Source organism: Paenibacillus chibensis, from assembly GCF_004001045.1.
Taxonomy (GTDB): Bacteria; Bacillota; Bacilli; order Paenibacillales; family Paenibacillaceae; genus Paenibacillus_AQ; species Paenibacillus_AQ chibensis.
The window spans coordinates 76,337-98,814 of record NZ_BIMK01000002.1; the positions used below are offsets into that span (position 1 = coordinate 76,337).

Sequence of the window (22,478 nt, forward strand, 5' to 3'; positions counted from 1 at the left end):
GGATGCAGGAGGGTCGCATAGACACGCTAAACTTTCGTTTTCTGAAACTGCGCGCGGTATTTTTGCGGGCTGACGCCCTTCATTTTTTTGAAAAGCCTCCCGAAATAGTTGATATTCTCGTACCCCACCTGTTCCGCGATCAGGTAGCTTGGGAGGCTCGTCTCCATCAGCAGACTTGCGGCCTGCTCGATGCGCATCGTATTGATCCAATCCGTAAAACCCATGCCTGTTTCTTTCTTAAAAATCGTGCTGAGGTAGGTTTCGCTGATATTGATTCGCTCGGCCGCCTCCTTCAGCGAAATATCCCGCGTCAAGTTGTCCTTGATATAGGTCAGCAAAGAATTGATATCCTGGCGGGAGGTCAGCTGCATGCCTTGATCGAGAATCCCGGATTTCGTCTTGGCATAGGCGCCGGGCAGTTCTTCCCATGCAGAGAGCGGCCCCGCCGTTTCAGCCCGGAGCGAGATGCCGAGCAGCACCTGTGCGGAGCTTACCAGCCCGCTGATCTGTCTGTCCAAATCCGGAAGCTTCTCTTCCGGTACGGCAAGCACCGCCGCGATGTCACGGCTGTCCACGGTGACCGGATGGCTGTCAAGCAGGGCTTCCAGCTCCGTCTGGACCAGGTGCTCCAGCAGCTTCATGGCGGATGCTTCCGGACCGCCGTCCCTCGTATGAAGCACATGAAGCAGCAGGAGCATGCACTGCGGCTGCAGCCGTAGACCGGCAGGCACCTCGGCTCCAGCCGGATCCCCCGTCAGGATGCTGCGGACGCAGTCCGTCACCTCATCCATGCGCGTATCCTGCCTGGCGCTAATTGCGGCCGCTTCCGGCTGCGTCTTGACGTTGGTACGGGCAATTTTCCCGGCAGCCTCCACCAAAATTTCCAGCAATTCGTCCGGCTTCATGGATGTCTTCAGCATGTAGTCCTCAACGCCAAGCTTCATCGCGCTGCGCACATAATCGAACTCGTTATGGCTGCTCAGCACGATAATCAGCATGCTCGGATACTGAGCCCTCACGCGCTCAATCAGCTGAAGCCCGTTCATGCGCGGCATAACGATATCTGTCAGCAGAATGTCCGGCACGCTTTGCTCCATCAGCTCCAGCGCCTTTTCCCCGTCCGGAGCGTCTCCGATGAATTCAAAACCATGCTTTTCCCAATCGATCAACGATTTGATTCCTAAACGTACCAGCAGCTCGTCATCAACCAGCATCACTTTTAGTGTCATCGCCAATCCCCTTTTGCGCTTTTCTAATCGGCAGTCTGTATTCCACGGTCGTTCCCTCATCCGGATTGCCGCTCAGAGCGATGCCATAAGCGTCACCGTACTGAAGCCTGATCCGTTCATGCACATTTTTAATGCCGATTCTTTCCGGTGCCGGAGCTGCCGAGCCTGCCTCCAGCCGTCTCCGAATTTCCTCAAGCTTCTCCGGGGTCATCCCCGTGCCGTTATCTGCGACCTGCAATACAAAATCGTCCTCGTCATGCCAAGCCTGTATCGTAATCCGGCCCTCTCCCGACTTCGTCTGGAGTCCGTGCACCAGGCAGTTTTCGATGATCGGCTGCAGCATAATATTGATGACCTCCTGATCCATCAGCTCATCCGGAACGTCGATATTAACCGATATTGTATCAGGATGGCTCATTTTCATCAAAGCAATATAATTCTCGATGTAATCCAGCTCCTGCCGCAGGGTGATCAGGCTGCCGCCTCTTCCGATGCTTCCTTCCAGAATGCCTCCCAGATTGGACAGCATGTCGCCCACATCCTTATCGTTACGGATATAGGCCATCCATTTGATATTATTCAGCGTATTCAGCAGGAAATGGGGATTGATCTGCGCCTGCAGCGCCCGGAAGCGCATGTCTTCCTTCTGCTCGTATTCATCCTTCACCCGGCCCAGCAAACCGCGTATTTTTCGCACCATCCGGTTGTAGGTTTCGATCAGCGATGAAATCTCCTGCGGCCCGGTAACGGCTATGTTCGAATAAAATTCCTTGTCCTCCAGCTCCCGCATTTTTTTGCGCAGCAGCTTAAGCGGCTTGGATATGCTGTATGCGATGGAGATCGTGATGAAGGAAAAGACGACGAAAATCGCGAAAAAGATCAGCAGATTCGTTTTGCGGATATCAAAAATCTCTTTAAATACCGTGTCATACGGCACGATCTGAATGATCTTCCAGCTGTTGATGCGTACCGTATCATAATTGACGATCCACTTTTGACCGTCCTTCTCGATAATCTCCTGTCCTCGAGCAGACTTCCACACCTTCGGCATATAGGCTTCTTGCAGCAGGCTCCGCCCAATTTGATTTTTTTCCGGACTCGACACAATCGTTCCGCCGGCATCCACCAGATAGGTGTCCCCTTCAAGCCCGGTCAAATATTTCCGGATATCCTCTTCCCGCACGCTGAATACGATCATGCCGGTATTTTCATTGGTTTGCAGCTCCGTAATCGTCTTGACCAGCGTAATGAGCGGCTTCCGGTCGGCGTACATCAAGTCCTTGTTGTTGAACATCCATTTGATCTGGTAAGGCTTCTTCATCATGTCCTGATACCACGGTGAATCCAGATAGCCGTGGAGCAGCGGGTCGAACATGTAGCTCGTGCTGAGCCAGTTGCCTTCCCGGTCAAACAAGGTGACGTACGAATTGGAAAAATAGGAGCTGAACAGCCGGTTCAGCACGGTATCGTTGAGACGAAGCTTCTCGTATTTACTGTAGGCATCAGGATCCTTCAGCAGCTTCGTAATGCTTGGATTGATCGTAATGTTGACGGAGGACTGGAGCATCTCTTCCAGAAATAATTGAACGTTGAAATTCACCAGGTACAGCGCGTCCTGCGCGGAACGGCCGATCTTTTGCTCAATCACCTTCTCCAAAGGCTTGTCCATAAAATAGAAGGTCAAAAGAAAGGGGATGATCAGAAACATCAGAATGGAGAAAAATATTTTGTTGCGGATCGAATTCAAACGGCCCCATGTTTTTTTCAGGCTTCCCATCATACTCGCTCCCTTATCCGGATGCTGACTGAACCTTGGTGGGTTGTAAGCGATATCATACCAGATTTCAATTATAGGGGCAGTATATAAAATTATGCAAGTAGGCTCCGTCTCCGCGTTCAGCTAGCAATGCCCGATCCGCCTGGCACACGTAACGGCAAAAAAGACCGGAGCTTCCTCCGGTCCTTTGCATCAACACGCCTTACTTCAAGACGCTGCCTCCATACATAAAGCGATACTTCCAGGAATTCGTAAAGTCGGTAACGACCACGCCCCCGGCTTTCTGGGAATAGGTATGCAGAAGCTTTCCGTCCCCCAAATACACAGCTACATGCGTAATCCGCTCCGAGGATTTATTGATGCCTGCGTAAGCCGAGCTGCTGGAGCCTTTATAGCTCATGAAGAAGACAAGATCGCCGCGTTTCAGCTTGTCGATGCTGGTCACAGACGTGCTGTTGTTTTTGATCCATGTCCCCTGCTGGCGGGAATCAGCAGGAAGCACCACGCCCGCCCCTTCTTTGAAGATCTGGCGAGTGAAGTCAGAGCAGTCGAATGTCTTTGTCGTATTGCGGTCGGAGCCATACTCATACGGCGTACCCAAATATTTCATCCCTGTTTGGATTACCTTCTCGATTGCCGCAGATGCGCTTTGCGAGGAATTGGACGAAGATCCCGAAGTGGAACCGGATGTGCTTCCTTCCGGCTTAGACGAGCCTGCGGATGAACCGGAGGATGAACCTCCAGATGCCTTGCCTACGCTTATATATTGATCGGCCGTGCTGACATATCCGGTCTTGCCGGCCGAAGTCTTCACTTTATAAAAATAAGAGGTGCTCTTCTCGAGTATGTTCACCTGCTCGCCGGCTTTCAGATAGCCGAGTACCTTGCCTGACAGCGAAGGCTTGTCCCGGAGTCTTACAGATGCTTGAATCACGCCGGTTTGCGTTGTGGCCGCTGCTTGTACGACCGTTTTGGCCGCTGCCGCATGCGAGGGGGACGGAAGAATGACGGCTGCCGATATGGCCGCGGAAATAGCCAGGCAACCGAGCAGGCTTTTCTTGATGTTAATCATGTAGTTCCTCCTTAAAGTTATTACATTTTTGTAACCAATAGATCATACTTCTGCGCGAAGCTGGATAGTTACCTCTATCTGTTCTCATTATCTCAGAGCATCCTCCATATCACATGGTGCTATTTTCGCGGACTCCCACTCCAAATTATGGGTAAATGTAGGTCTTAGGTCCTTTTTCTTCCTGGAATATGGATTTACAGGAAAAATTACTATTTTGTAATTTTTAAGCGCAATCCGATAAAACAAAAAGCACATCTCCGGGGATGTGCTTGAGGCTTGTTTGTATTTTCAGCCGTTTGAATCGGTGAAGCGTAACGAGTATGCAAGTCCGGCTTGCATGTAAGAGCGATTATTCACAGATTCCAGTGCTAACCTTCAGCTCGGCCTGTGTTGGTGGTACAATGATACGTGAAGCGGCCCTTGTTGACATGCAGCTTGGGGGAGCCATGGCTGTAGAGTTCGCCTGCGATAACGCTTCGGACAATTACATATTCCATTCCAAGGATCAGGAGGAAAAACTTATGCTTCAGGTTTGCCATTTTACTGAGACTCCGAAGGACCCCGCTGTCTCAGACTCCTCAATTCTCACCTTATATCCAGCTGAATCAGCAGATGAGAGAGCGCTTCCTTTTATGCTTGTACTGCCTGGTGGCGGGTACCAGAACAGGGCTTATCATGAAGGAGAGCCCATCGCACAATGGTTCAACGAGCTCGGCATGCATGCAGGCGTACTGCATTACCGACTTGAGGAGACGATCGAACCGGCTTCGCTTATTCAGGATGTTGAGGATGCGCTGAGCTGGGCCCGTGATCCTGAGGTTTCCTTCGGGCTTGCGATTAACCCGAATCAAATCGGGATGATCGGCTTCTCTGCTGGCGGACATCTTGCCGCAATCACTGCCGTGACAGGCAAGATAAAACCTGATCTACTGATCCTCAGCTACCCGGTGATCACGTTTGAGGAGGACTATACGCATCAGGGCAGCCGTTCCCGCTTCTTGGGTGAAGATGCCGATGCGGAACTGGTAGCCCGCTATTCCGCCGACCAACGGGTAGACCGTCATGCGCCGCCGACCTTCTTATGGACATCAGCCGATGACGGAGCCGTGCCAGTGGAGAACAGTATGCGTTTCGCTGCCGCGCTTTCCAAAGCAAAGGTTCCTTTTGAACTGCATGTATTCGAGTCAGGCCGTCACGGTCTCGGTCTCTCGGAGGATAATGCATCATGCCGCCAGTGGCTCGGCTGCTGCGCCAATTGGCTTGAGCATCACCAATTTATTCAAAAGTGGTAGTCATTGAAAAATGCATCGATGGTTCCCGCAGCATATCGAATTGATGAATATTTCCAGGGAAATTGTCTGAATTTCGCTATTCTAAATTAGATAATTCCATTTCCAGCAGGGTCTAGCGACCTAAACCGAAAAAGAAAACGGCATGTATATAATGAAATGGCGTTATTTGCCGCCGCTGCAAAGGAGCTGTTACAACGGATGAATCAACAAATCGGTACGATCATTACGCAAGGCCCCATGCCATGGACGATTCTGCAGCAAAAAGATGGCTTTGCCTCTGTGAAGCTTCAGGGAGCCTGGATTCCTCCGGAAGACGGCAGTACCATCGGTCAAGTTTACGCAAGAATCGTTAAGGAGGACACCTCCGAAAATATCGTAAACTGGATGCCCGCGTACACCGATCAGGTGACCCGAACATGGGACTTGTACCTGGAGAACATTCCAGCAGGGGGCTTGTACCGGCTGGAGACCTCGCTGCAGATGGATGGAAAATCGGCTGCAGAATGGTATACCCGGGGAGATATGATCCACCATCTGGGCGTCGGTGATCTATGGGTCATTGCCGGCCAGAGCAATGCGGCTGGCTATGGCAAAGGCCCTGTGAACGATCCTCCGGAGCTTGGCATTCATCTGCTGCGGCATCATGGAGAATGGGATTTGGCTGCCCACCCTTTTAATGATTCAACCCAAAGTATTCATATGGAAAACCGTGAGAATGCCAATCCCGGGTACTCGCCTTTTCTATCGTTTGCCAGGATCGTCAAAAGAGAAACAGGTTGGCCGGTAGGTCTTATTCCCATGGCTCATGGAGGTTCCGCGCTGAGCAAATGGAATCCGGAGGAAGACGGCATGCTTTACCGGCTGATGCTGGAAACAATTCTTGCCGTGGGCGGCAACATACGAGGCATACTTTGGTATCAAGGCTGTACGGACTGTACGCCGAAGGAATCCTCCACATATCTGCCCCGATTCCGCTCGATGGTCGAGTCGATTCGGAAGGAGCTTGGAAACGAAGACTTGCCGGTATTGACCGTTCAGTTGAACCGCCATACATCGTCCAATGTATCGGAAGAAAGCAATATGTCATGGGGAACGGTGCGTGAGCACCAACGCAGAGCTGCATGCGAGATCCCCCATGTGACCGTCGTTCCGGCGCTGGACTGCCCGCTAACCGATGAAATTCATAACAGCCCTGCAGGCAACCTGCTGATCGGTGAGCGGATGGCGAGAGCGGCGCTGGCGCAAGTCTACGGCAAGCCTGTTATCTACCGCGCGCCGGAGATCCAATCGGCAAGACTTGTTACGCCGTCGGTTATTGAAATGTCCTTTAACCATGTCCAAGGAAATCTTCTCAAGACTGGCCCGCTCGAAACGGTATTCACCGTGGAGGATGAACAGGGAAATCTACCTGCCGCGACTTGCATCCTAACAGGCCCTGCCTCCTTACGCATAACGCTGTCTCGTAAAATTCGGGGCAGGGCTTACGTTCACGGCGCCTATGAACAAAATCCCTCTTCCTATCTCCCGCTGGACAGCTCGACGTATTTGCCCATGCTCGCCTTTTACCATTTCCCGGTAGAATGAGTCCAAGATATAACGCGAAATAGGGAATGGTTTTGTTTGGAATAAGGCATTCTCCTGCGCTTTGCGTCGAATACGCCTCCAGCTCATGGAACGCAAAAAAGCAGCCCGGGGGCTGCTTTTCTCTCCGCTTGATCCACTGCTTTATTCCGGAATCAGCTTCAGCTCATTTCCTGCGCTTCGGTAAATCGCCGGTACGATGCTGGTGGTATGGTATTGTCCGGTCGTCCAATCGCCCACCTGATCATGGTACCAACGGCTGAGCACATGGCCGGACTGTCCCGGGCCAACGACGTTATAAGACCGCATCGGATCCGCCAGATCGATGACCGTCCGCCACGGTGCGCCGTGGTCCACTTCACCGGTCTCCGCATCCCAGCCTGCGGCGCCTACCGTGACCCGGCCGCCGCCCATGGCGGTGGCCTTGGCGTTGAAGATCAGATTGAGCGGCTTCACCGAACCGAGCGGATGCGGAAAATCCACCTGATGGAACTTGCCCCACTGCCACTTGTCAGGATGCTTGCCCTGCAGCGATACCGCCTGGTCAACGGCCAACTGAAGGGCCTTTACGGCAACCTTCTCCAGACCGCCTTGATCATCGATCCAAGGCTCAGGGTCGCCCTGCAGCGACTTGCGGAGCATCTCATCCTTGACGATCGCCTTATTGTTGAACAGCTTCATCATGTCATCGCTGATGTCAGGCTTAAACAGCACATCATCGAATTTCTGCATCCACAGCTCATACGCCAGCGGAGCAGCCTGGTCGGGATCATTTACCTTATTCCAGTTGTGCAATATCTTCAATACTTCCTGGTCGATATTACGCAGTGACGGGTTCTCCTGCACCTTTGCGATCAGCCCATCCACGAACTCTGCCGCCTGGAGATTGCTGCGGTCAAACTGCAGCTTTTGCAGATCCTCGACCGTCAGCTTATCCTTGCCCGCAAGCACCTGCTGAATGCGCTCCTCACGATACGGCTGGGCCCAACTGTCAGTCAAATGATACGGGTAGCGATCCCCGATCACTTTGTTATTCGCGGTGGCGATGAATCCCTCCTGCGGATTTACCGTCGTCGGCAGCTCATCCCAAGGGATATATCCCGTCCATTCATACTCATCCGTCCAGCCCGGAACGGGAATCGAACCGTCGCCATTTTTGCGGATCGGAATCTTGCCGTTGCCCCGGTACGCGATCGTGCCGTCCTTGGATGCAAAAACGAAATTTTGCGCGGGAGCATCAAAATACTCCAGGCTCTTCTTAAAATCGTCCCAATTTTCAGCTTTGGCGAACAGCTGGATCGCTTCCAGCTCCGTCGTCGGATCGAGCGCGGTCCAGCGCATCGCGAGCGCCGTCTCCTTCTGCTGGTCCTTGGCGAACTCCGAAATGATCGGGCCGTGTCTTGTCACGACGACATCGTAAGGCACCGGAGCTTCGCCTTTCACCTTGATTTCTTCCCTATATACTTTGGCATCTTCCCATTTTCCCATGTACTCGAATTGGTTCGGGTTGTCGGGATTTCTTTTTTCGATGTATAGATCCTGCACGTCCGGCCCCAGATTCGTGACGCCCCAGGCGATTTGCTCGTTATGCCCGAGGATGATGCCCGGAACCCCGGCAAAAATGACGCCACTGACGTTCACGTCCGGAGCGGACAGATGTGTCTCGTACCAAATGGACGGCGTGGCCAGCCCAAGATGGGGATCATTGGCCAGCATCGGGCTGCCCGATGCCGATTTCTCGCCCGACACGACCCAGTTGTTGCTGCCGTTAAACGGGTTTGGCACGACCGCCGCGGCCGCGAGCCCGCTCAAATCGAGCGGATGATCCTTCAGCGCCTGAATGATCGTTGCGCCATCCTTCGGATAAGTCGGCATCAAGGACTGAAGCTTCTCCGGCGACAGCTTTTGCGCCATCGCATACCGGAATGCCTGCCCCTCCCAGTTGCCAGCCAAATCATACGCCATGTATTTGCCGATCGTGAGCGAATCGACGGGCTCCCATGGTGCCGGCTGATAACCCAGAATCGTGAATTCGACCGGCAGCGCTTTCTTTGCCTCAGCCTGCTTTATGTAGTCGTTGACGCCCTGCGCGTACCATTCCAGTACCTGCTTTGATTCCTCCGAATAGGCGCTGAGCGATGCCTCGGCAGCCCGGCGCAGGCTGAAGCTGCGGAAGACCTTGTCGCGGTCGATCGCCTTGGCCCCCACCACTTCGCTTAATTGTCCGGAAGCCTGCCTCCGGCTCAAATCCATTTGGAACAACCGGTCCTGTGCCGTGACGTATCCCTGGGCAATATACAAGTCATGTTCGCTTTGCGCCTCGATGTGGGGCACGCCGGCATCATCCCTCCATACGGTCACTTGTTTCTCGAGTCCGGCAACGGCAAGCTCTCCCTTGATGACGGGCAGACTTTTGTCGACCAGCCAATATACGTATCCCCCTGCGCAGGCAATCAATAGAACAATGATCAGAGCAATGATTCCAACGACGCGAGGCCAGCGCTTTTTGCGCGGCTTCAAGCCGGGAACGGTCACCGCGGCCAACAGCTTCATGCAGGACTCCCCCAGACATATTTGGTTATTTATGGATTCCCATCCATTATAGGATGTAAAGCGCTTACAAACAAGATGAATGACCATTCATTTTTTCCGACAAAAAAAACCCGCTTCCGCCTGAGGCGAAAGGGGGCTTTGAAGCTTAATTTCATACTCCTTCATCTATCATCAAAATACCAAACCGATGATCGTTGCCGACAAAAAGCTCACCAGCGCGGCTCCGTACAGCAGCTTCAGCCCGAAGCCGGCGACCACGTTGCCCTGTTTCTCGTTCAGGCCTTTGACAGCGCCGACGATCGTGCCGATGGATCCGAAATTGGCGAAGGAGATCAGGAATACGGAGACGATCGCTCTTGTACGCTCGCTGAAGCCGCCCTGGATTTTGACAAAGTCGAGCATGGCGACGAATTCGTTGGCCACGATTTTGGTGGCCATGATGCTTCCCGCCTGGATCGACTCATGCCACGGAACGCCCATGAGGAATGCGAACGGCGCGAGCACATAACCGAGAATATTTTGAAACGAAATTCCGAAAATGCCGCTGAAAATGCCGTTGATCATCGAGATGAGCGCAACGAAGCCGACCAGCATGACGCCAACGATGACGACAACTTTGAAGCCGTCCAGGATATATTCGCCGAGCATCTCGAAAAAGGTCTGCTTGGTCTCCTCCTGCTCGACCAGAATATCTTCTTCGGGCTGGACGCGGTACGGATTGACGATCGAGGAAATAATGAATCCCCCGAACAGGTTGAGGACCAGCGCGGCCACGACGTATTCCGGCTTCAGCATCGTCATGTACGAGCCGACAATGGACATCGACACCGTGGACATGGCCGACGCGCATAAGGTGTAGAGGCGCTGGCGCGGCAGCAGGCCGATCTGTTTTTTGATGGAAATGAACACTTCGTTCTGTCCTAAAATCGCCGATGCGACCGCGTTATAGGATTCCAGCTTGCCCATGCCGTTGATCTTGCTCAGCGCGAGACCGATATATTTGATGATGAATGGAAGAATTTTGTAATGCTGCAGGATGCCGATGAGCACCGACATGAAGACGATCGGCATCAGTACATGAAAGAAAAACGAATGGATGCCTTCGTTCACGATGCCGCCGAACACGAAATCGGTGCCTTCATTCGCGAAATTCAGGATTTTGGCGAATCCGTCCGCGAATCCCCTGACCAGGAGCTCGCCGATGCTTGTCTTCAGGAGGATCAGGCCGAGCACGATTTGCAAGGCGATCATGATGACGATCGGACGGAACTTGATATTTTTCTTATCGGAGCTGGCGATCCAGGCAAATCCCAGGACAACGGCCAGCCCGAGCAAAGCGATCACGTATTTCATGGTAGTCCTCCCCCGGCTTATTTGTGAATCCAATCACAATGAACTGGAAATCCGTGCCCTATTCTTCCGCAATAATGGTCTCCAGCGCGATCTCCGCCATTTGGTTGAACGACTGCTCGCTGTCTTTATGCGCCGATCGTTCATTTGTGAGCAGCTGGCTTCCTACCGTCAGAATCGACAAGGCTTTCACGCCGTATTTGGCGGCCAGGGTATAGAGTGCCGTGCTTTCCATTTCCACGGCCAGCACGCCGAACTCCATGAATTTATGAAGCCTATCAAGCGTCTCCCGGTAAAATTCGTCGGAATTGTAGATGTTGCCCACGGACACGTTGGCGCTTCGGGCCTTCGCCTCCGTATAGGCCTTCATCAGCATGCCGAAGTCTGCCGAAGGCGCATAATTGCACCCCAGGAAAATCTTCTCCGTCATGTTGCTGTCGGACGAAACCGCTTGGGCCAGCACGATGTCCCGGATCTGCAGTTCCCTCTGCATGGCGCCGCAGGTGCCGATCCGGATCAGCCTTTTCGCGCCGTAATCCTTGATCAGCTCCGTGGCATAGATGCTAATCGAAGGATTCCCCATCCCCGTGCCCTGCACCGATACGGGAATGCCTTTATATAAGCCGGTGTAGCCGTACATACCCCTGACCTCGTTGTAGCAGCGAACGTCCTCCAGAAAATGTTCGGCGACGAATTTGGCCCGGAGCGGATCGCCCGGCAACAGGACGCGCTCCGCGATCTCCCCGGCTTTGGCTTCCAGATGGATACTCATGTTGTAACTTCCCCCTTCAGAATGACTGCAGGCGATTTCGTAATCGCTTACAACACTTATCTTAAAAGGAGAGCGCCCGGGATAATAGTCCAATTTAAGCCGTTGGAAGATGGAGAAAAAGGACCATGAACGCTTTTACGTCAGCAGCTCCTGCCGGATATTGTCCAAATCCCTTTTCGTCGGAATCGTCGATACAATGACCGTCGGTATGCTGCTCAAAGCCACGGGGATTGTGCTGATGATGAAATCGATCCGGTGCTTTGCGACGATCTCGTCGGTCAGGCCGTGCAATATCGAGGTTTCGATCGTCAGGTCGTCGCCGATTTCCCTTTTGATCAGATTGGCCACGTAATGGCGGACGGAAAATTCCTCTCCGACGATAAGAAACGCCTTTTTGCTCCGATATTTGAGGCCGGAACAAATGATGAACGCGAGCTTGGTCAGATGGTAATCATTGTACGAAATGGCGGGGAAGCTCTTGCCCCAGCTCTCCATGACTTCGGTTACAGCCTTGAAGATCGGCTGCTCCGCTTGTTCGACATACGAAGTCAGATGACTGCGGGAGACGGCCATGAGCTCGGGAATTGCATGATCGATCCGCAGCTTGTCGATGAATTCGCCGATTTCGGCGCGGAATCGCTCTCCGGATTGCAGCAGGGGAAAGGACTCTTTCAGCAGGGAGATCAGCTGATCAGCCATGCGGCTAGCTTCATCGTCCTCCTGCGCACGCACCTGCCCTATGCTTTCATGACCACCGTCCGGCACGTGATATTGGCTCAGCGCAAACATGGACTGCAGAAAACAGACCTCCTCCGAGGTCATATTCAACCGGTAGCGCTCCGCCAGCTTTTCAGACAACCGGTTCGCCGGTCCGTAGAATACATTCCGGTCCCAGGCATAGTTACCTCCGTTCAGCTGAATCAAGTGCCCGCGCCGGACCCTTTCTGCCACGATCGCCATCAGAAACGACAAACTGCGCTTGGAATTCAAAAAGTAAATGATGCCAAGCTCCCGCTCCATCTCCGTTACCCATCCATCCAGCAGGCGGTCGTCGATCCCGGGAAAAGGCCACCCCGCCGCGGGGTAGGCTTCGGCATACAGCTTCCACAAGAAATACCGGATGTGGATTTCGCTGCCCTTGAGCGAAGGCGCGGAATACGTCATCCGCAGCTGGAACGGACGCAGCTCCTCCCGGTTGAGACGGATGATCCATTTTTTGAAGGACGAAAAGCTCATAAAAAGGGCCTCTGCCGTTTCTTCGGCGGAAGCCTCTCCGTTATTCGTCAGCATCAGCTGCATCAAGCGAAAATAGGATGTCTCTCTGAACAGCGCTGCCAGCACCTCCTGGACGGTCGCTCCATGCGGATCCCGGTGGAAGATGATCCCCCTGCCCCTGGACACCTCGATGCGCATCGAAGCGGGAAGCAGCGAAGACGCCTCCTCCACCATTCTTTTGACGGATTTGCCCGAAATGCCGAGCGCCTTCTCGATCTCCGCAAACGTAAACCAGCGCTCTTCGCGGTCCAGCAGATGCAGCAGCGATTTCAATTGACTGTATTCCTTGTTCATGCCATCACCTTTTCATCGAACTTTTCCATTCATCTACTGTACGCGTGCATGATTCCGTCTGCAAGTTCCCGACTCAGCCCCACTGCTGCTCCATCCGCTGCTCTCTCCGGAAAATATGCTGATCAATCATGAAATTGAGCAGAATCCGGTTAAACTCCTGAGGCTGGCATAGATGGCTCGGATAAATGGCATCCTCGATCACGGCCTTCTGAGCATAGGAGAACATTTCAGCCGCCTTGTTCATTTGTTTGACGAACCATTCGCTCTGCTGTCCGGCCACGCATAAAATAGGCATCCGCAGCCTCGACGAGTTCGAATCCATGTCGATCTTGAGCAAAGCCATGCGCTGCTTGATCGATTCCGTCGGCCGCTTATGAAACAGCTCATCCCTCAAAATGCTGTAGGCCGGCACCCACCGGTGGTACGTTACCCGCAGCGACCTCAGGAAAAATTCGGCCGGAAGGTAATAGGACAGCCAGCTGCATGCTTCGAAAAATTTCCACAGGCTGCTCCGGGTTCCGTACGGGCCGAAAAAGTAGCTGTCCACCAGCACGAGCGCATTGACCTTATCCGGGCATGCAGCCGCAAACTTCTGCACAAGCAGACTGCCGCTGGAACAGCCGACGAGGGTCACCTTGGACAGATTCAGCTTTTCCAGCAGATCGTTTAAATCTTTGCACTGGGTATCTATGATATCCTCTACTTCGACGTTTAATTTCCCGGAATTCCCGTAGCCCCTCAAATCGAGCACAATGACCTGCGCTCTCTGGCTGAAATATTCGACCTGTGGCTCAAACATATGATGAGTTGAAAGATGTCCGTGGATAAAGACGATCGGCGCACCGCTGCCGTGGATCTCGTAATATATTGTCGTTCCGTTCACTTGTATATTAGGCAACGTTCTTCTCCTCTCTACCTTAGCATGATGTCTAAGATGCCTCTCCTCAGGCAGATAAAAAACAACAAAAAAAAGCATTGAAAAGAGGACCTCTCTTCAATGCTTTTCAGGGCAAGGCCAAAAAAGCCTTGATCATCGTTCGCATGTATAGATTGCCTCTCTTGATACGCTTGCGAGGTTAGCTGACGGATTCGGGCTTAAGAGTAGCCCTACTCAATGTAATGAGATTCACCCCATGTGACAACGGTTCCTGGTCACGGCCGGTTCCCCCGCTTTCCGCTTTAACGGAAATTCAGCGATATAGACATGTATTTAATTTGCGCACACAAAAACACAGAGCGGATACCCTGTGCTGTAGTTTAACGGCTCACAGTTTCACTCCTCTCTCTTAGCGACGCTTACGAGGTTAGCTGTCGGATTCGGGCAGTGAGAGTTGCCCTACGGTAACACGATGTCATCCTAGCGTGCATGACTTGCTCCCGATTCACCCCTTGCATGCGACCTGATCCTGCCCGTTGGCAGAATCCCGTTCGATGCCGTTCGTGGTTCCCCCGCTTTTCACAATGAAAATTCAGCGTAATTCCATGTCGACCATTCAAAAGACTAACAATGAACTGAATATACGCCTGAGCAGGCAAACTGTAAAGCATGCGTTACACAGAATTAATGGCTTTTTCCTTGCGTTTGATGAGAAAGCCATCGCTTATCCGGGAAAGTCTTATCTTTTCTTGATTTAGCTCCCTTTTGCTTTCGTTTAAGTGAACCTTACCCTGTAATCATAAAAGGAATCGGCATCAACGCCGATAACCGGCAAAAAACCGCCTCCCGAAAAATACTTCAGGGGCGGTTCTTTTTCAGTTCATTGACAGCCAGAGCGAGGATTACTTCCAGATTTCATCCGCAATTTCCTTAATAAAAGCAAGCTTCCTCCACTGCTCCTCTTCCGTCAGAATGTTCCCTTCCTCGGTAGAGGCAAATCCGCACTGCGGGCTGAGGCAGATGTGGTTTATATCCACTACTTTTGCCGCTTCCTTGATGCGGTTGATGATCTCCTGCTTATCCTCAAGCTCACCTGTTTTGGAAGAATGCAGTCCCAGCACGACCTGCTGATCCTTCACAAATCGCAGCGGCGCAAAATCCCCTGCGCGGTCCGTATCGAATTCCAAATAAAACGCGTCGATATGATCGATGCCGAACAGCGTTTCCGCCACCGGCTCATAGCCGCCCGCAGATGCCCAGGTCGAATGATAGTTGCCGCGGCAAACATGCGTCGTAACAATCAAATCCTCAGGCAGACCGGAGATCGCCGCCTGGTTGACGGCCGCATACAGCTTCGTTATTTCCGTAACGTCAACGCCATCCTGCTGCCTTGCTCCCCAGTAATTTTTGTCGCAGAGCATGCCCCAGGTGCAATCGTCCAGCTGCAGGCTGCGGCAGCCCGCTTCGTAAAAGTCCAATATCGCCGCCTTGTAAGCCTGGGCAATATCCGCAACAAGCTCTTCCGTGCTGCCGTAGAAAGCGTCCGTGCTTTCCTTGTTTTCCGCGCGCTGGAGTTCGGCCAGGAACTGGGCCGGTGCCGGAATCGTCTGTCTGGCGATGACGTCCTCCCCTGCCGCCTGCTTCAAAAACTTGAAATGCTCGACGAAGGGATGCCCCGTATAGCCGATTCTTCCGTACAAACGCGCGGTTTCGGCTCTCGTTTCTTCCCCCTGGAACAGATAGCCCCGGTCTACCGTCTGCTTCTCAACGCCGTCCAGTCCCCACATAAAATCCAGATGCCACCAGGAACGTCTGAACTCGCCGTCCGTCACCGCCTTTAAACCAACCTCTTTCTGCTTCTCGACCAGCTTGATAATCTCTTGATCCTCTATGCTTTTCAGTTCTGCTGCAGATATTTTTCCGTGCTGAAAACGAATCCGCGCTTCCTTCAATGCTTCCGGACGCAGGAAGCTCCCTACATGGTCATGTCTATAAGGGGTTGCCTGTCTTTGCTGAGCCTGTTCTGTAATTGTACTCATCGTTCATTCTCCTTCAACCGTGGTTTTCATATCTCGTTATGAGAACGATAGCACAGATTTCCGGATATAACGTAACTCTGATTAACTATAGCTGGTTATAGCCAAAAGCTATACCCCAAGCATGCCAGCACCATATTTCAGACCCTTCCCTACTCCGCAATGGCAGCATGCAGTGCCTCAATATAGGCGGACGCCAGCTTGGACAACGCGGCATTCTGATGGCTGATCCAACCGACATGAATCGTCTCCTCGATATCCAGGGGCACCGGGATGATTTCGTTTCCATTCAGATCGGCGCTCAGCACGCCCGTCGAAATCGTGTAGCCATTCAGCCCGATCAACAGGTTGAAGAGCGTTGCACGGTCGTTGACACGAATGCTTTTCGGATGGGACAGGGTGCTTAAAATCTCCTCGGAAAAATGAAACGAATTAAACTCCCCTTGTTCAAACGACAGATAAGGATAATGCTGCAGCTGTTCTACTGTAACGATGGACTGTTTGGCCAAGGGATTATGAATGCTGATGAAAATATGCGGCTTGGCGGTAAACAGGCTCGTAAACTTCAAATTCGCATCCTTTAAAAGCCTGTTGATGACCTTGCTGTTGAACTCGTTCAGGTACAAGATGCCGATTTCGCTGCGCTGGCTTTTGACATCCTGAATAATTTCATGGGTCTTGGTCTCGCGCAGCGCGAGCTCATATTCGTCTTGACCATACTCCCGGACGAGGTTCACAAAAGCATTGACGGCGAAGGCGTAATGCTGTGTCGACACCGAGAAATGCTGCGGGGAAGGCTTTGCGTTCAGGTAGCGGCCCTCCAGCAGTTCCGTCTGCTCCATCACCTGGCGGGCATAGGCCAAAAACTCCGCGCCGTCCTTGGAGAGGACGATGCCTTTGTTGGAGCGCTCAAATATCGTAATCTGAAGCTCCTCCTCCAGATCCTTGATCGCGTTTGAAAGGCTGGGCTGGGATATAAACAACCTTTTCGCGGCTTCATTCATGGACCCCCGGTTGGCGATCTCGATGACGTATTTCAGTTGCTGCAGTGTCATGGCGGCAGACCCTCTCTTTGCTTTTGGATGATTCCATTATAAAAGATCCGGGCCTCATCCGCTGATAAAGGTTGAAGGTTCTCAGGTTTTCTCCCAGGCTTCTCTTTAGCATAAATCATTTCTTTTCATGGAATAATTAGGGGAGAACCGCGAAGGACATGCGCGTGAATGAAGGTAGGTGACCAAAGTGGAAGATCAGCATAACCGGACATTGCTTCAGCACTTATCCTACGATAAACAAAATCCGTTATTGCTATCCCTGGAACGCGCATTTCAGAATGCCGCCGATTTCCAGTCGGTTTGCGTGGGGCATGCAGACGAGAAGCAAATCTATCTTTGCTCCCTGATCTCCCTGGGCGGGTCAGACCATCTCAAATTCCACATGGAGTCTGGCCAGGGCGAGGCGCTGCAAACGAATCTGGACAGCTATACCGGCACCAAATATACGGTTGGGGATTATCCGGCATGCGAGAAGGCGATCTGCGCCGGGAAGACGATCCTCTGCACGCACGATTCCTCAAGCGGCATCATCCTGGATACGGAAAATCCCCGCCAGCGGGGGCTGCAGCAGCCGCAAACGGAAAATGTTATCAAGGGACCGATGTATTCCTTCAATGAGCATTACCTGACGAACATCGCATTGGTCCGCCAGCGGATGCAAACGCCTAGACTTAAAATCTGGGAAACGACCGTCGGCGATATTACGCGCACCAAAGTAGGCGTACTTTATCTGGAGGAGATTACCGACCCGGGACTCATTCAATATACATGTGATAAAATCAGCCGCATCCAAACGGATGGGCTGCAGGAATCCGGCGAAATGCTTCGCCTGCTTAACCCGAAAACCGGTTTGTTCCCGGCCGCCGTGACGACCGAGCGTCCGGACCGGGTATCCGCCTCCCTGCTGAACGGCAAAATCGTGATTCTCCTGGACGGTACGCCGTTTTCGATCATCGCGCCGGGCTCCTTTTTCGATTTCTGGGAATCCGCCGAGGATCAATACCTGACTCCTTTTATCGCCGTCTTTTTAAGGCTGCTGCGGTTTATGGCCTTAATGATGAATCTGTTTCTCCCAGGCTTCTACGTCGCGATTACATCCGTGAACATCGACGTGAACCGGCTGGAGATCAGCCTTGCCGCGGCGGCGGGCAGGGAAGGCGTTCCGTATCCGGTCTGGATCGAATCCATTCTCATGTTATTTCTGCTCGACTGCATCGTCGAAGCAGGCATAAGGCTGCCCCGATCGATCAGCTCGACGGTCACCATGGTCGGCGGCGTCGTCCTCGGCCAAGCCATCATCCAAGCGAACATCGTCAGCAATTTGCTGGTCATCATCTCGGCCACTACCGCATTGACCAATTTCATCGTCGTGGATTACCAAATGGGGTTGGTGCAGCGCATATTGAAATACTTTATATTGGCGGGAGCGAGCTTTCTGGGAATACTGGGCATCGTGTTTTGCTTTTCCATCATCATCATCAGCCTTTCGCGGATGAAATCCTTTGGCATCTCCTATTTGACGCCGCTCGGACCGGATGCGAGAGCGCGATCAAGCAGTCTGGGCTTACTGGGCAAATCCCATCACTTTTCGCTTACGAATTGGCTGAACATCGGAAAAGGGGAGCTGCCATGAAATCCTCGTCAGCGCAGCTGCAGCTTTCGATGACCCAATATTTCGGACTACAGATAATGGTATTCGGAGCCATTTCCTTTTATCTGTATCCCTATTTCGTCATCCACGCCACCGGCCACGGCTTTTGGATTCCGATCCTGATCTGGATGCCCTTAAGCCTCGCCGGCTCTTGGCTCTTCAGCCGGATGCTGGCTCTGCATCAGGGAGAAGATGCGTTCAGTATCGTGAAACGGGAACTGGGATGGACGGGGATCGTATTATTCATCCTGCCCCTGATATGGTTTATGTGGCGTTCGATGGTTGTCATGATCAGCGCCCATATGGAAATCATCTCCATGGCGATTTTACCGACAACACCTGCATGGGTGATCGCAGGCGTGATATGGATTGCCGTATTTCTCGCTTCAGGCGGCATCGGTTCAATCGTGCGAACAGGGATGATCTTCCTGCTGGTCAGCTTTCCAATTTCGCTCGCGTTAACCTTGCTGGGACTCAGCAACGTGGAGTTTTCTCTTGGTAAACCCTGGCTTCATACGACAGGCGACTTCTTGTTCAACCGCAAATTTTACGCATCCTCCTGCATTTGGACAGGTTACTTGTATATGGCGGCTAGCGGGAAATTCACGAAAACGCCGGGGAAGCTGTGGAAACCTTATATTGCGGCATCCGTTTGCTTTTTCCCCCTGATTCTGGGGACGGTATATTTGCCCGTCTTAACCTTCGGAGCAGAAATGTCGCGCAACCTGACCTTACCCTATATTTCCAAGATGGATTCTATCTACCATTACTGGCTGGTGATCGAAAACTTGACCGCGGTATTCATATCCTCCGCGATGCTGTATGTCATATTGACGCTGGCGTTGCTGCTCCATATGATCGTTGCCGCGCTTCGCGTCATTTTCCGGGGCTGGAATGACCGATGGCTGTACGTCATTGTGGGTGCGGCAACATATGCCTCGACGCTTTACGTTCCTTCATGGGATTGGATCGAAAAAGCCGTCGAATGGGATTCTCCCTTCCATCTCTATCTGATGTATCTCTTCCCGCTGGCCGTCATCGTTAAATCGCTGTTTTCGGAAAGGAAGAAATCGCATCCATGAAAACAAGACTCCATCGCATGTTGCTGCTCGGATGCTTAGTCGTGCTCACGCTCCCGCTTTCGGGATGCTGGGATGTCAAGGACATCGACAATCGGCTGCTGGTTACCATCCTGGGCATTGAACAAACTTCAGATGAAAAGGTTCGCATATGGGTGCGAATCCCCCTACCCCAATCGAAAGAATCCGCTGGAGGAGGCCAGGGGAAGGAGTTTCTCACCATCAATCAGATTGGTGATACCGTGGTCGATGCGCTCGATAGCGTAAGGATGAAACTATCTAAATCGCTTGACCTCTCCCAGATTAGAACAATCTTTCTGGATCAGCGTTTGGCGAGAAAAGGGTTCCTGCCTCATCTGGAATTTTCCATCCGGGATCGAATGCTTCCCCTCGATACACTGGTGGCTCTCATTTCCGGAGACATGGAGATGATGTTTGATAAACCGTATCCGACCGGGGAGCTGTCAGGCATCAATACGAAACTGTTTTTCGAGCCTTACGCAGGCGGTACGGCGCAAAAAAACCTGACCAATTTGTGGGAGGTCTTTCGAAGATATTTTAATCCGCTCGAAGAAAACCTGGTTCCCGTGCTGACCCAGGACCCCGTTACTTTATTCAAGCTGCAAGGCAGCGGTTACTTCCGGGGAGATCGCATGATCGGCATGCTGAGTCCCGAGGAAACCTTGATCTATGAAATTGTGACGAATAAAATGGTGCCATTCGAAATCGAAACGGCGCAAAAAATGAATGTCAAAATCCTGAAATCCAAAGCCCATGTCCATGCCGAAGTCAAAGGGAACAAACCGGTCATCCGCATTCGCGCCAAACTCACCATGACGTTGATGGATTCTGCCAGCGGCGAACGCATCGATCCGTTATCTCTTCAGGGTTCCATCAACCGCCTGCTCGAAGAGCGGGCCACCCGGGTATTTGAGCGCACCCAGAAGGAACAGTCCGACATTTTCCAGCTTGGCAACCATTTCCGGAGCCTTCTTCCCGCTTCCAAATATGATCAGTGGCCTGAGCTGTACCGTTCGGCGTCCATTGACTTTAAACTCGAATCCAGATTGGAGAATACCGGACTGCAAATCATGAGAATACCTTCGATTAATCCTTCTACCGAAGAAAACAAGCGATAATCCCCCCGGATGGACGGGACTTATCGCTTGTTTTCATTCTTACTGGCAGATGCGAATTACATCAGTCCAGATTTCTTGACTTCAGCATAGAAATCATGGAACTGCGGAATATTCAGCTGCTGCGCCGCATCCGAAAGCGCCGTGGCCGGATCCGGATGAACCTCCACCATGACGCCGTCCGCACCGGCAGCGAGGGCAGCCTTGGCACATGGAGCAAGAATATCCTTGCGGCCCGTCGAGTGGGTCACGTCGACCAATACCGGCAAATGCGTCTCCTGCTTGAGGATCGGTACCGCCGAAATGTCCAGCGTATTGCGCGTCGCTTTCTCGTAGGTCCGGATGCCGCGTTCGATCAGCATGACCTGCGTATTGCCGCGCGATACGATATACTCTGCCGCGTGCACGAATTCATCCAGCGTTGCCGCGAGGCCGCGCTTCAGCAGAATCGGCGTTTTGACATCTCCCGCCGCCTTTAGCAGCTCAAAGTTCTGCATGTTTCTTGCGCCGATCTGAATGACATCAATGTAGTCGCAGGCCAGCTCGATATGCGCCGGATCGACGATCTCGCTGATCGTTTTGAGTCCGAACTCCGCGGCAACCTCCTTCAGTATTTTCAGCCCTTCAATGCCTAGTCCCTGGAAGTCGTACGGGGAGGTTCTCGGCTTGAACGCGCCGCCGCGCATCACGGTGATGCCCGCTTCTTTAAGAGCTGCCGCGACCGTCCGCACCTGCTCGTAGCTTTCCACGGAGCACGGTCCTGCGATCATGATCGGACTTCCGCCCCCGATGGTCACGTCTCCCAATGAAATCAGCGTGTCTTCCTGCTTTTTTTTGCGGCTGACGAGCAAATGCTTCTTATGGTCAACCTGCTGCAGCGTCAGCGTCGCTTGAAAAATCTGTTTGAACAAATGACGTACCGTCTCATGCTCGAACGGTCCTTCATTGCTCGCAACCAGCTTCTCAAGCATTTCCTTCTCGCGCACAGGATCGAATTTCGGAACGCCCTGCTTTTCCTTCTCAGCTCCGAGCTCCTGCGCGATGCGGGCGCGCTTCGACAGCAGCCCCAGCAGCTCCAGATTGACCTCATCCAATTGATTGCGCAGCTCTTCTAATCTACCCTGACTCATCTCGAATCTCTCCTTTATTCTTCTGGATATAAACAAAAAGACCCCTGTCCGCCAAGGGACGAGGAGTCGTGGTACCACCCTTATTAGACATGCCCGTCTATAAGCGGCATATCTCACTTGAGACCTTTTAACGCAAGGATACGGGTATTCCTACCTTCTGCATCGAAGCAGACATTCAGATACCGGCTCAGGAATGAACTTCGGCGGACAGTGTTCCTCGGCTGCTTCCAGTCTATCGGCATGCCGTCCCTGTCAGGAGCTTGCTCCGCTTACTCTTTCCTTCATTGCTTCTTCAAATTTGAATAATGATGCGTCAATA

The 22,478-nt window shown here is 52.5% G+C and carries 16 protein-coding genes and 2 riboswitches; of the genes, 5 read left to right on the forward strand and 11 right to left on the reverse strand.

The window, feature by feature from the left end:
• Nucleotides 1-26 precede the first annotated feature (26 nt).
• From PCH05_RS01905 to PCH05_RS01915, 3 genes are all read right to left on the reverse strand, one after another.
• Nucleotides 27-1,229, reverse strand: coding sequence for a response regulator transcription factor (locus PCH05_RS01905; RefSeq protein WP_164766506.1), 1,203 nt, complete (start codon nt 1,227-1,229; stop codon nt 27-29).
• The gene (locus PCH05_RS01910; protein ID WP_246049323.1) at nt 1,204-3,006 is read right to left on the reverse strand and encodes a sensor histidine kinase; all 1,803 of its coding nucleotides are present in this window, start codon (nt 3,004-3,006) and stop codon (nt 1,204-1,206) included. The genes PCH05_RS01905 and PCH05_RS01910 overlap by 26 nt, the downstream gene beginning before the upstream one ends.
• A gap of 202 nt (nt 3,007-3,208) precedes the next feature.
• Entirely contained in the window at nt 3,209-4,078 is an 870-nt protein-coding gene (locus PCH05_RS01915; protein WP_127600110.1) for a C40 family peptidase, read from the reverse strand.
• Between the two features lie 581 nt (nt 4,079-4,659).
• Here PCH05_RS01915 and PCH05_RS01920 point away from each other — a divergent pair.
• Together PCH05_RS01920 and PCH05_RS01925 are read left to right on the forward strand one after the other, a co-directional pair.
• Nucleotides 4,660-5,370, forward strand: a complete 711-nt coding sequence (locus PCH05_RS01920) for an alpha/beta hydrolase (protein ID WP_371860503.1) — start codon at nt 4,660-4,662, stop codon at nt 5,368-5,370.
• Nucleotides 5,371-5,568: 198 nt separating this feature from the next.
• On the forward strand, nt 5,569-6,954 hold the full coding sequence (locus tag PCH05_RS01925; RefSeq protein ID WP_164766508.1) for a sialate O-acetylesterase: 1,386 nt from the start codon (nt 5,569-5,571) through the stop codon (nt 6,952-6,954).
• A 141-nt stretch (nt 6,955-7,095) separates the two neighbouring features.
• Here PCH05_RS01925 and PCH05_RS01930 read toward each other — a convergent pair whose 3' ends face one another.
• From PCH05_RS01930 to PCH05_RS01960, 7 genes are all read right to left on the reverse strand, one after another.
• On the reverse strand, nt 7,096-9,504 hold the full coding sequence (locus PCH05_RS01930; protein WP_127600116.1) for a penicillin acylase family protein: 2,409 nt from the start codon (nt 9,502-9,504) through the stop codon (nt 7,096-7,098).
• A gap of 171 nt (nt 9,505-9,675) precedes the next feature.
• Entirely contained in the window at nt 9,676-10,857 is a 1,182-nt protein-coding gene (locus PCH05_RS01935) for a NupC/NupG family nucleoside CNT transporter (protein WP_127600118.1), read from the reverse strand.
• Nucleotides 10,858-10,915: 58 nt separating this feature from the next.
• A complete protein-coding gene (gene deoD / locus PCH05_RS01940) occupies nt 10,916-11,626 on the reverse strand; it encodes a purine-nucleoside phosphorylase (protein WP_127600120.1) in 711 nt (236 codons plus the stop codon).
• A 135-nt stretch (nt 11,627-11,761) separates the two neighbouring features.
• Nucleotides 11,762-13,195: an AcpB/EbpR/MafR family transcriptional regulator gene (locus PCH05_RS01945; RefSeq protein WP_127600122.1), complete on the reverse strand. Its 1,434-nt coding sequence runs from the start codon at nt 13,193-13,195 to the stop codon at nt 11,762-11,764.
• Nucleotides 13,196-13,268: 73 nt separating this feature from the next.
• A complete protein-coding gene (locus PCH05_RS01950) occupies nt 13,269-14,093 on the reverse strand; it encodes an alpha/beta fold hydrolase (RefSeq protein WP_164766509.1) in 825 nt (274 codons plus the stop codon).
• Nucleotides 14,094-14,244: 151 nt separating this feature from the next.
• Nucleotides 14,245-14,401, reverse strand: a riboswitch (cyclic di-AMP (ydaO/yuaA leader).
• Between the two features lie 72 nt (nt 14,402-14,473).
• Nucleotides 14,474-14,680, reverse strand: a riboswitch (cyclic di-AMP (ydaO/yuaA leader).
• A gap of 294 nt (nt 14,681-14,974) precedes the next feature.
• Nucleotides 14,975-16,111 (reverse strand): 5-methyltetrahydropteroyltriglutamate--homocysteine S-methyltransferase, encoded by a 1,137-nt coding sequence (locus PCH05_RS01955; RefSeq protein WP_127600126.1) that lies wholly within the window; start codon nt 16,109-16,111, stop codon nt 14,975-14,977.
• Nucleotides 16,112-16,260: 149 nt separating this feature from the next.
• Nucleotides 16,261-17,163, reverse strand: a complete 903-nt coding sequence (locus tag PCH05_RS01960) for a LysR family transcriptional regulator (protein WP_127600128.1) — start codon at nt 17,161-17,163, stop codon at nt 16,261-16,263.
• Between the two features lie 178 nt (nt 17,164-17,341).
• On the opposite strand from PCH05_RS01960, the gene PCH05_RS01965 reads away from it, so the two are divergent.
• From PCH05_RS01965 to PCH05_RS01975, 3 genes are read left to right on the forward strand one after another with little or no spacing between them, the layout of a single operon-like run.
• The gene (locus PCH05_RS01965; protein ID WP_127600130.1) at nt 17,342-18,796 is read left to right on the forward strand and encodes a spore germination protein; all 1,455 of its coding nucleotides are present in this window, start codon (nt 17,342-17,344) and stop codon (nt 18,794-18,796) included.
• The gene (locus tag PCH05_RS01970) at nt 18,793-19,896 is read left to right on the forward strand and encodes a GerAB/ArcD/ProY family transporter (RefSeq protein ID WP_127600132.1); all 1,104 of its coding nucleotides are present in this window, start codon (nt 18,793-18,795) and stop codon (nt 19,894-19,896) included. The genes PCH05_RS01965 and PCH05_RS01970 overlap by 4 nt, the downstream gene beginning before the upstream one ends.
• Nucleotides 19,893-21,032, forward strand: a complete 1,140-nt coding sequence (locus tag PCH05_RS01975; protein ID WP_127600134.1) for a Ger(x)C family spore germination protein — start codon at nt 19,893-19,895, stop codon at nt 21,030-21,032. The genes PCH05_RS01970 and PCH05_RS01975 overlap by 4 nt, the downstream gene beginning before the upstream one ends.
• A 56-nt stretch (nt 21,033-21,088) precedes the next feature.
• Here PCH05_RS01975 and PCH05_RS01980 read toward each other — a convergent pair whose 3' ends face one another.
• Nucleotides 21,089-22,159 (reverse strand): bifunctional 3-deoxy-7-phosphoheptulonate synthase/chorismate mutase, encoded by a 1,071-nt coding sequence (locus tag PCH05_RS01980; RefSeq protein ID WP_127600136.1) that lies wholly within the window; start codon nt 22,157-22,159, stop codon nt 21,089-21,091.
• Nucleotides 22,160-22,478: the final 319 nt, after the last annotated feature.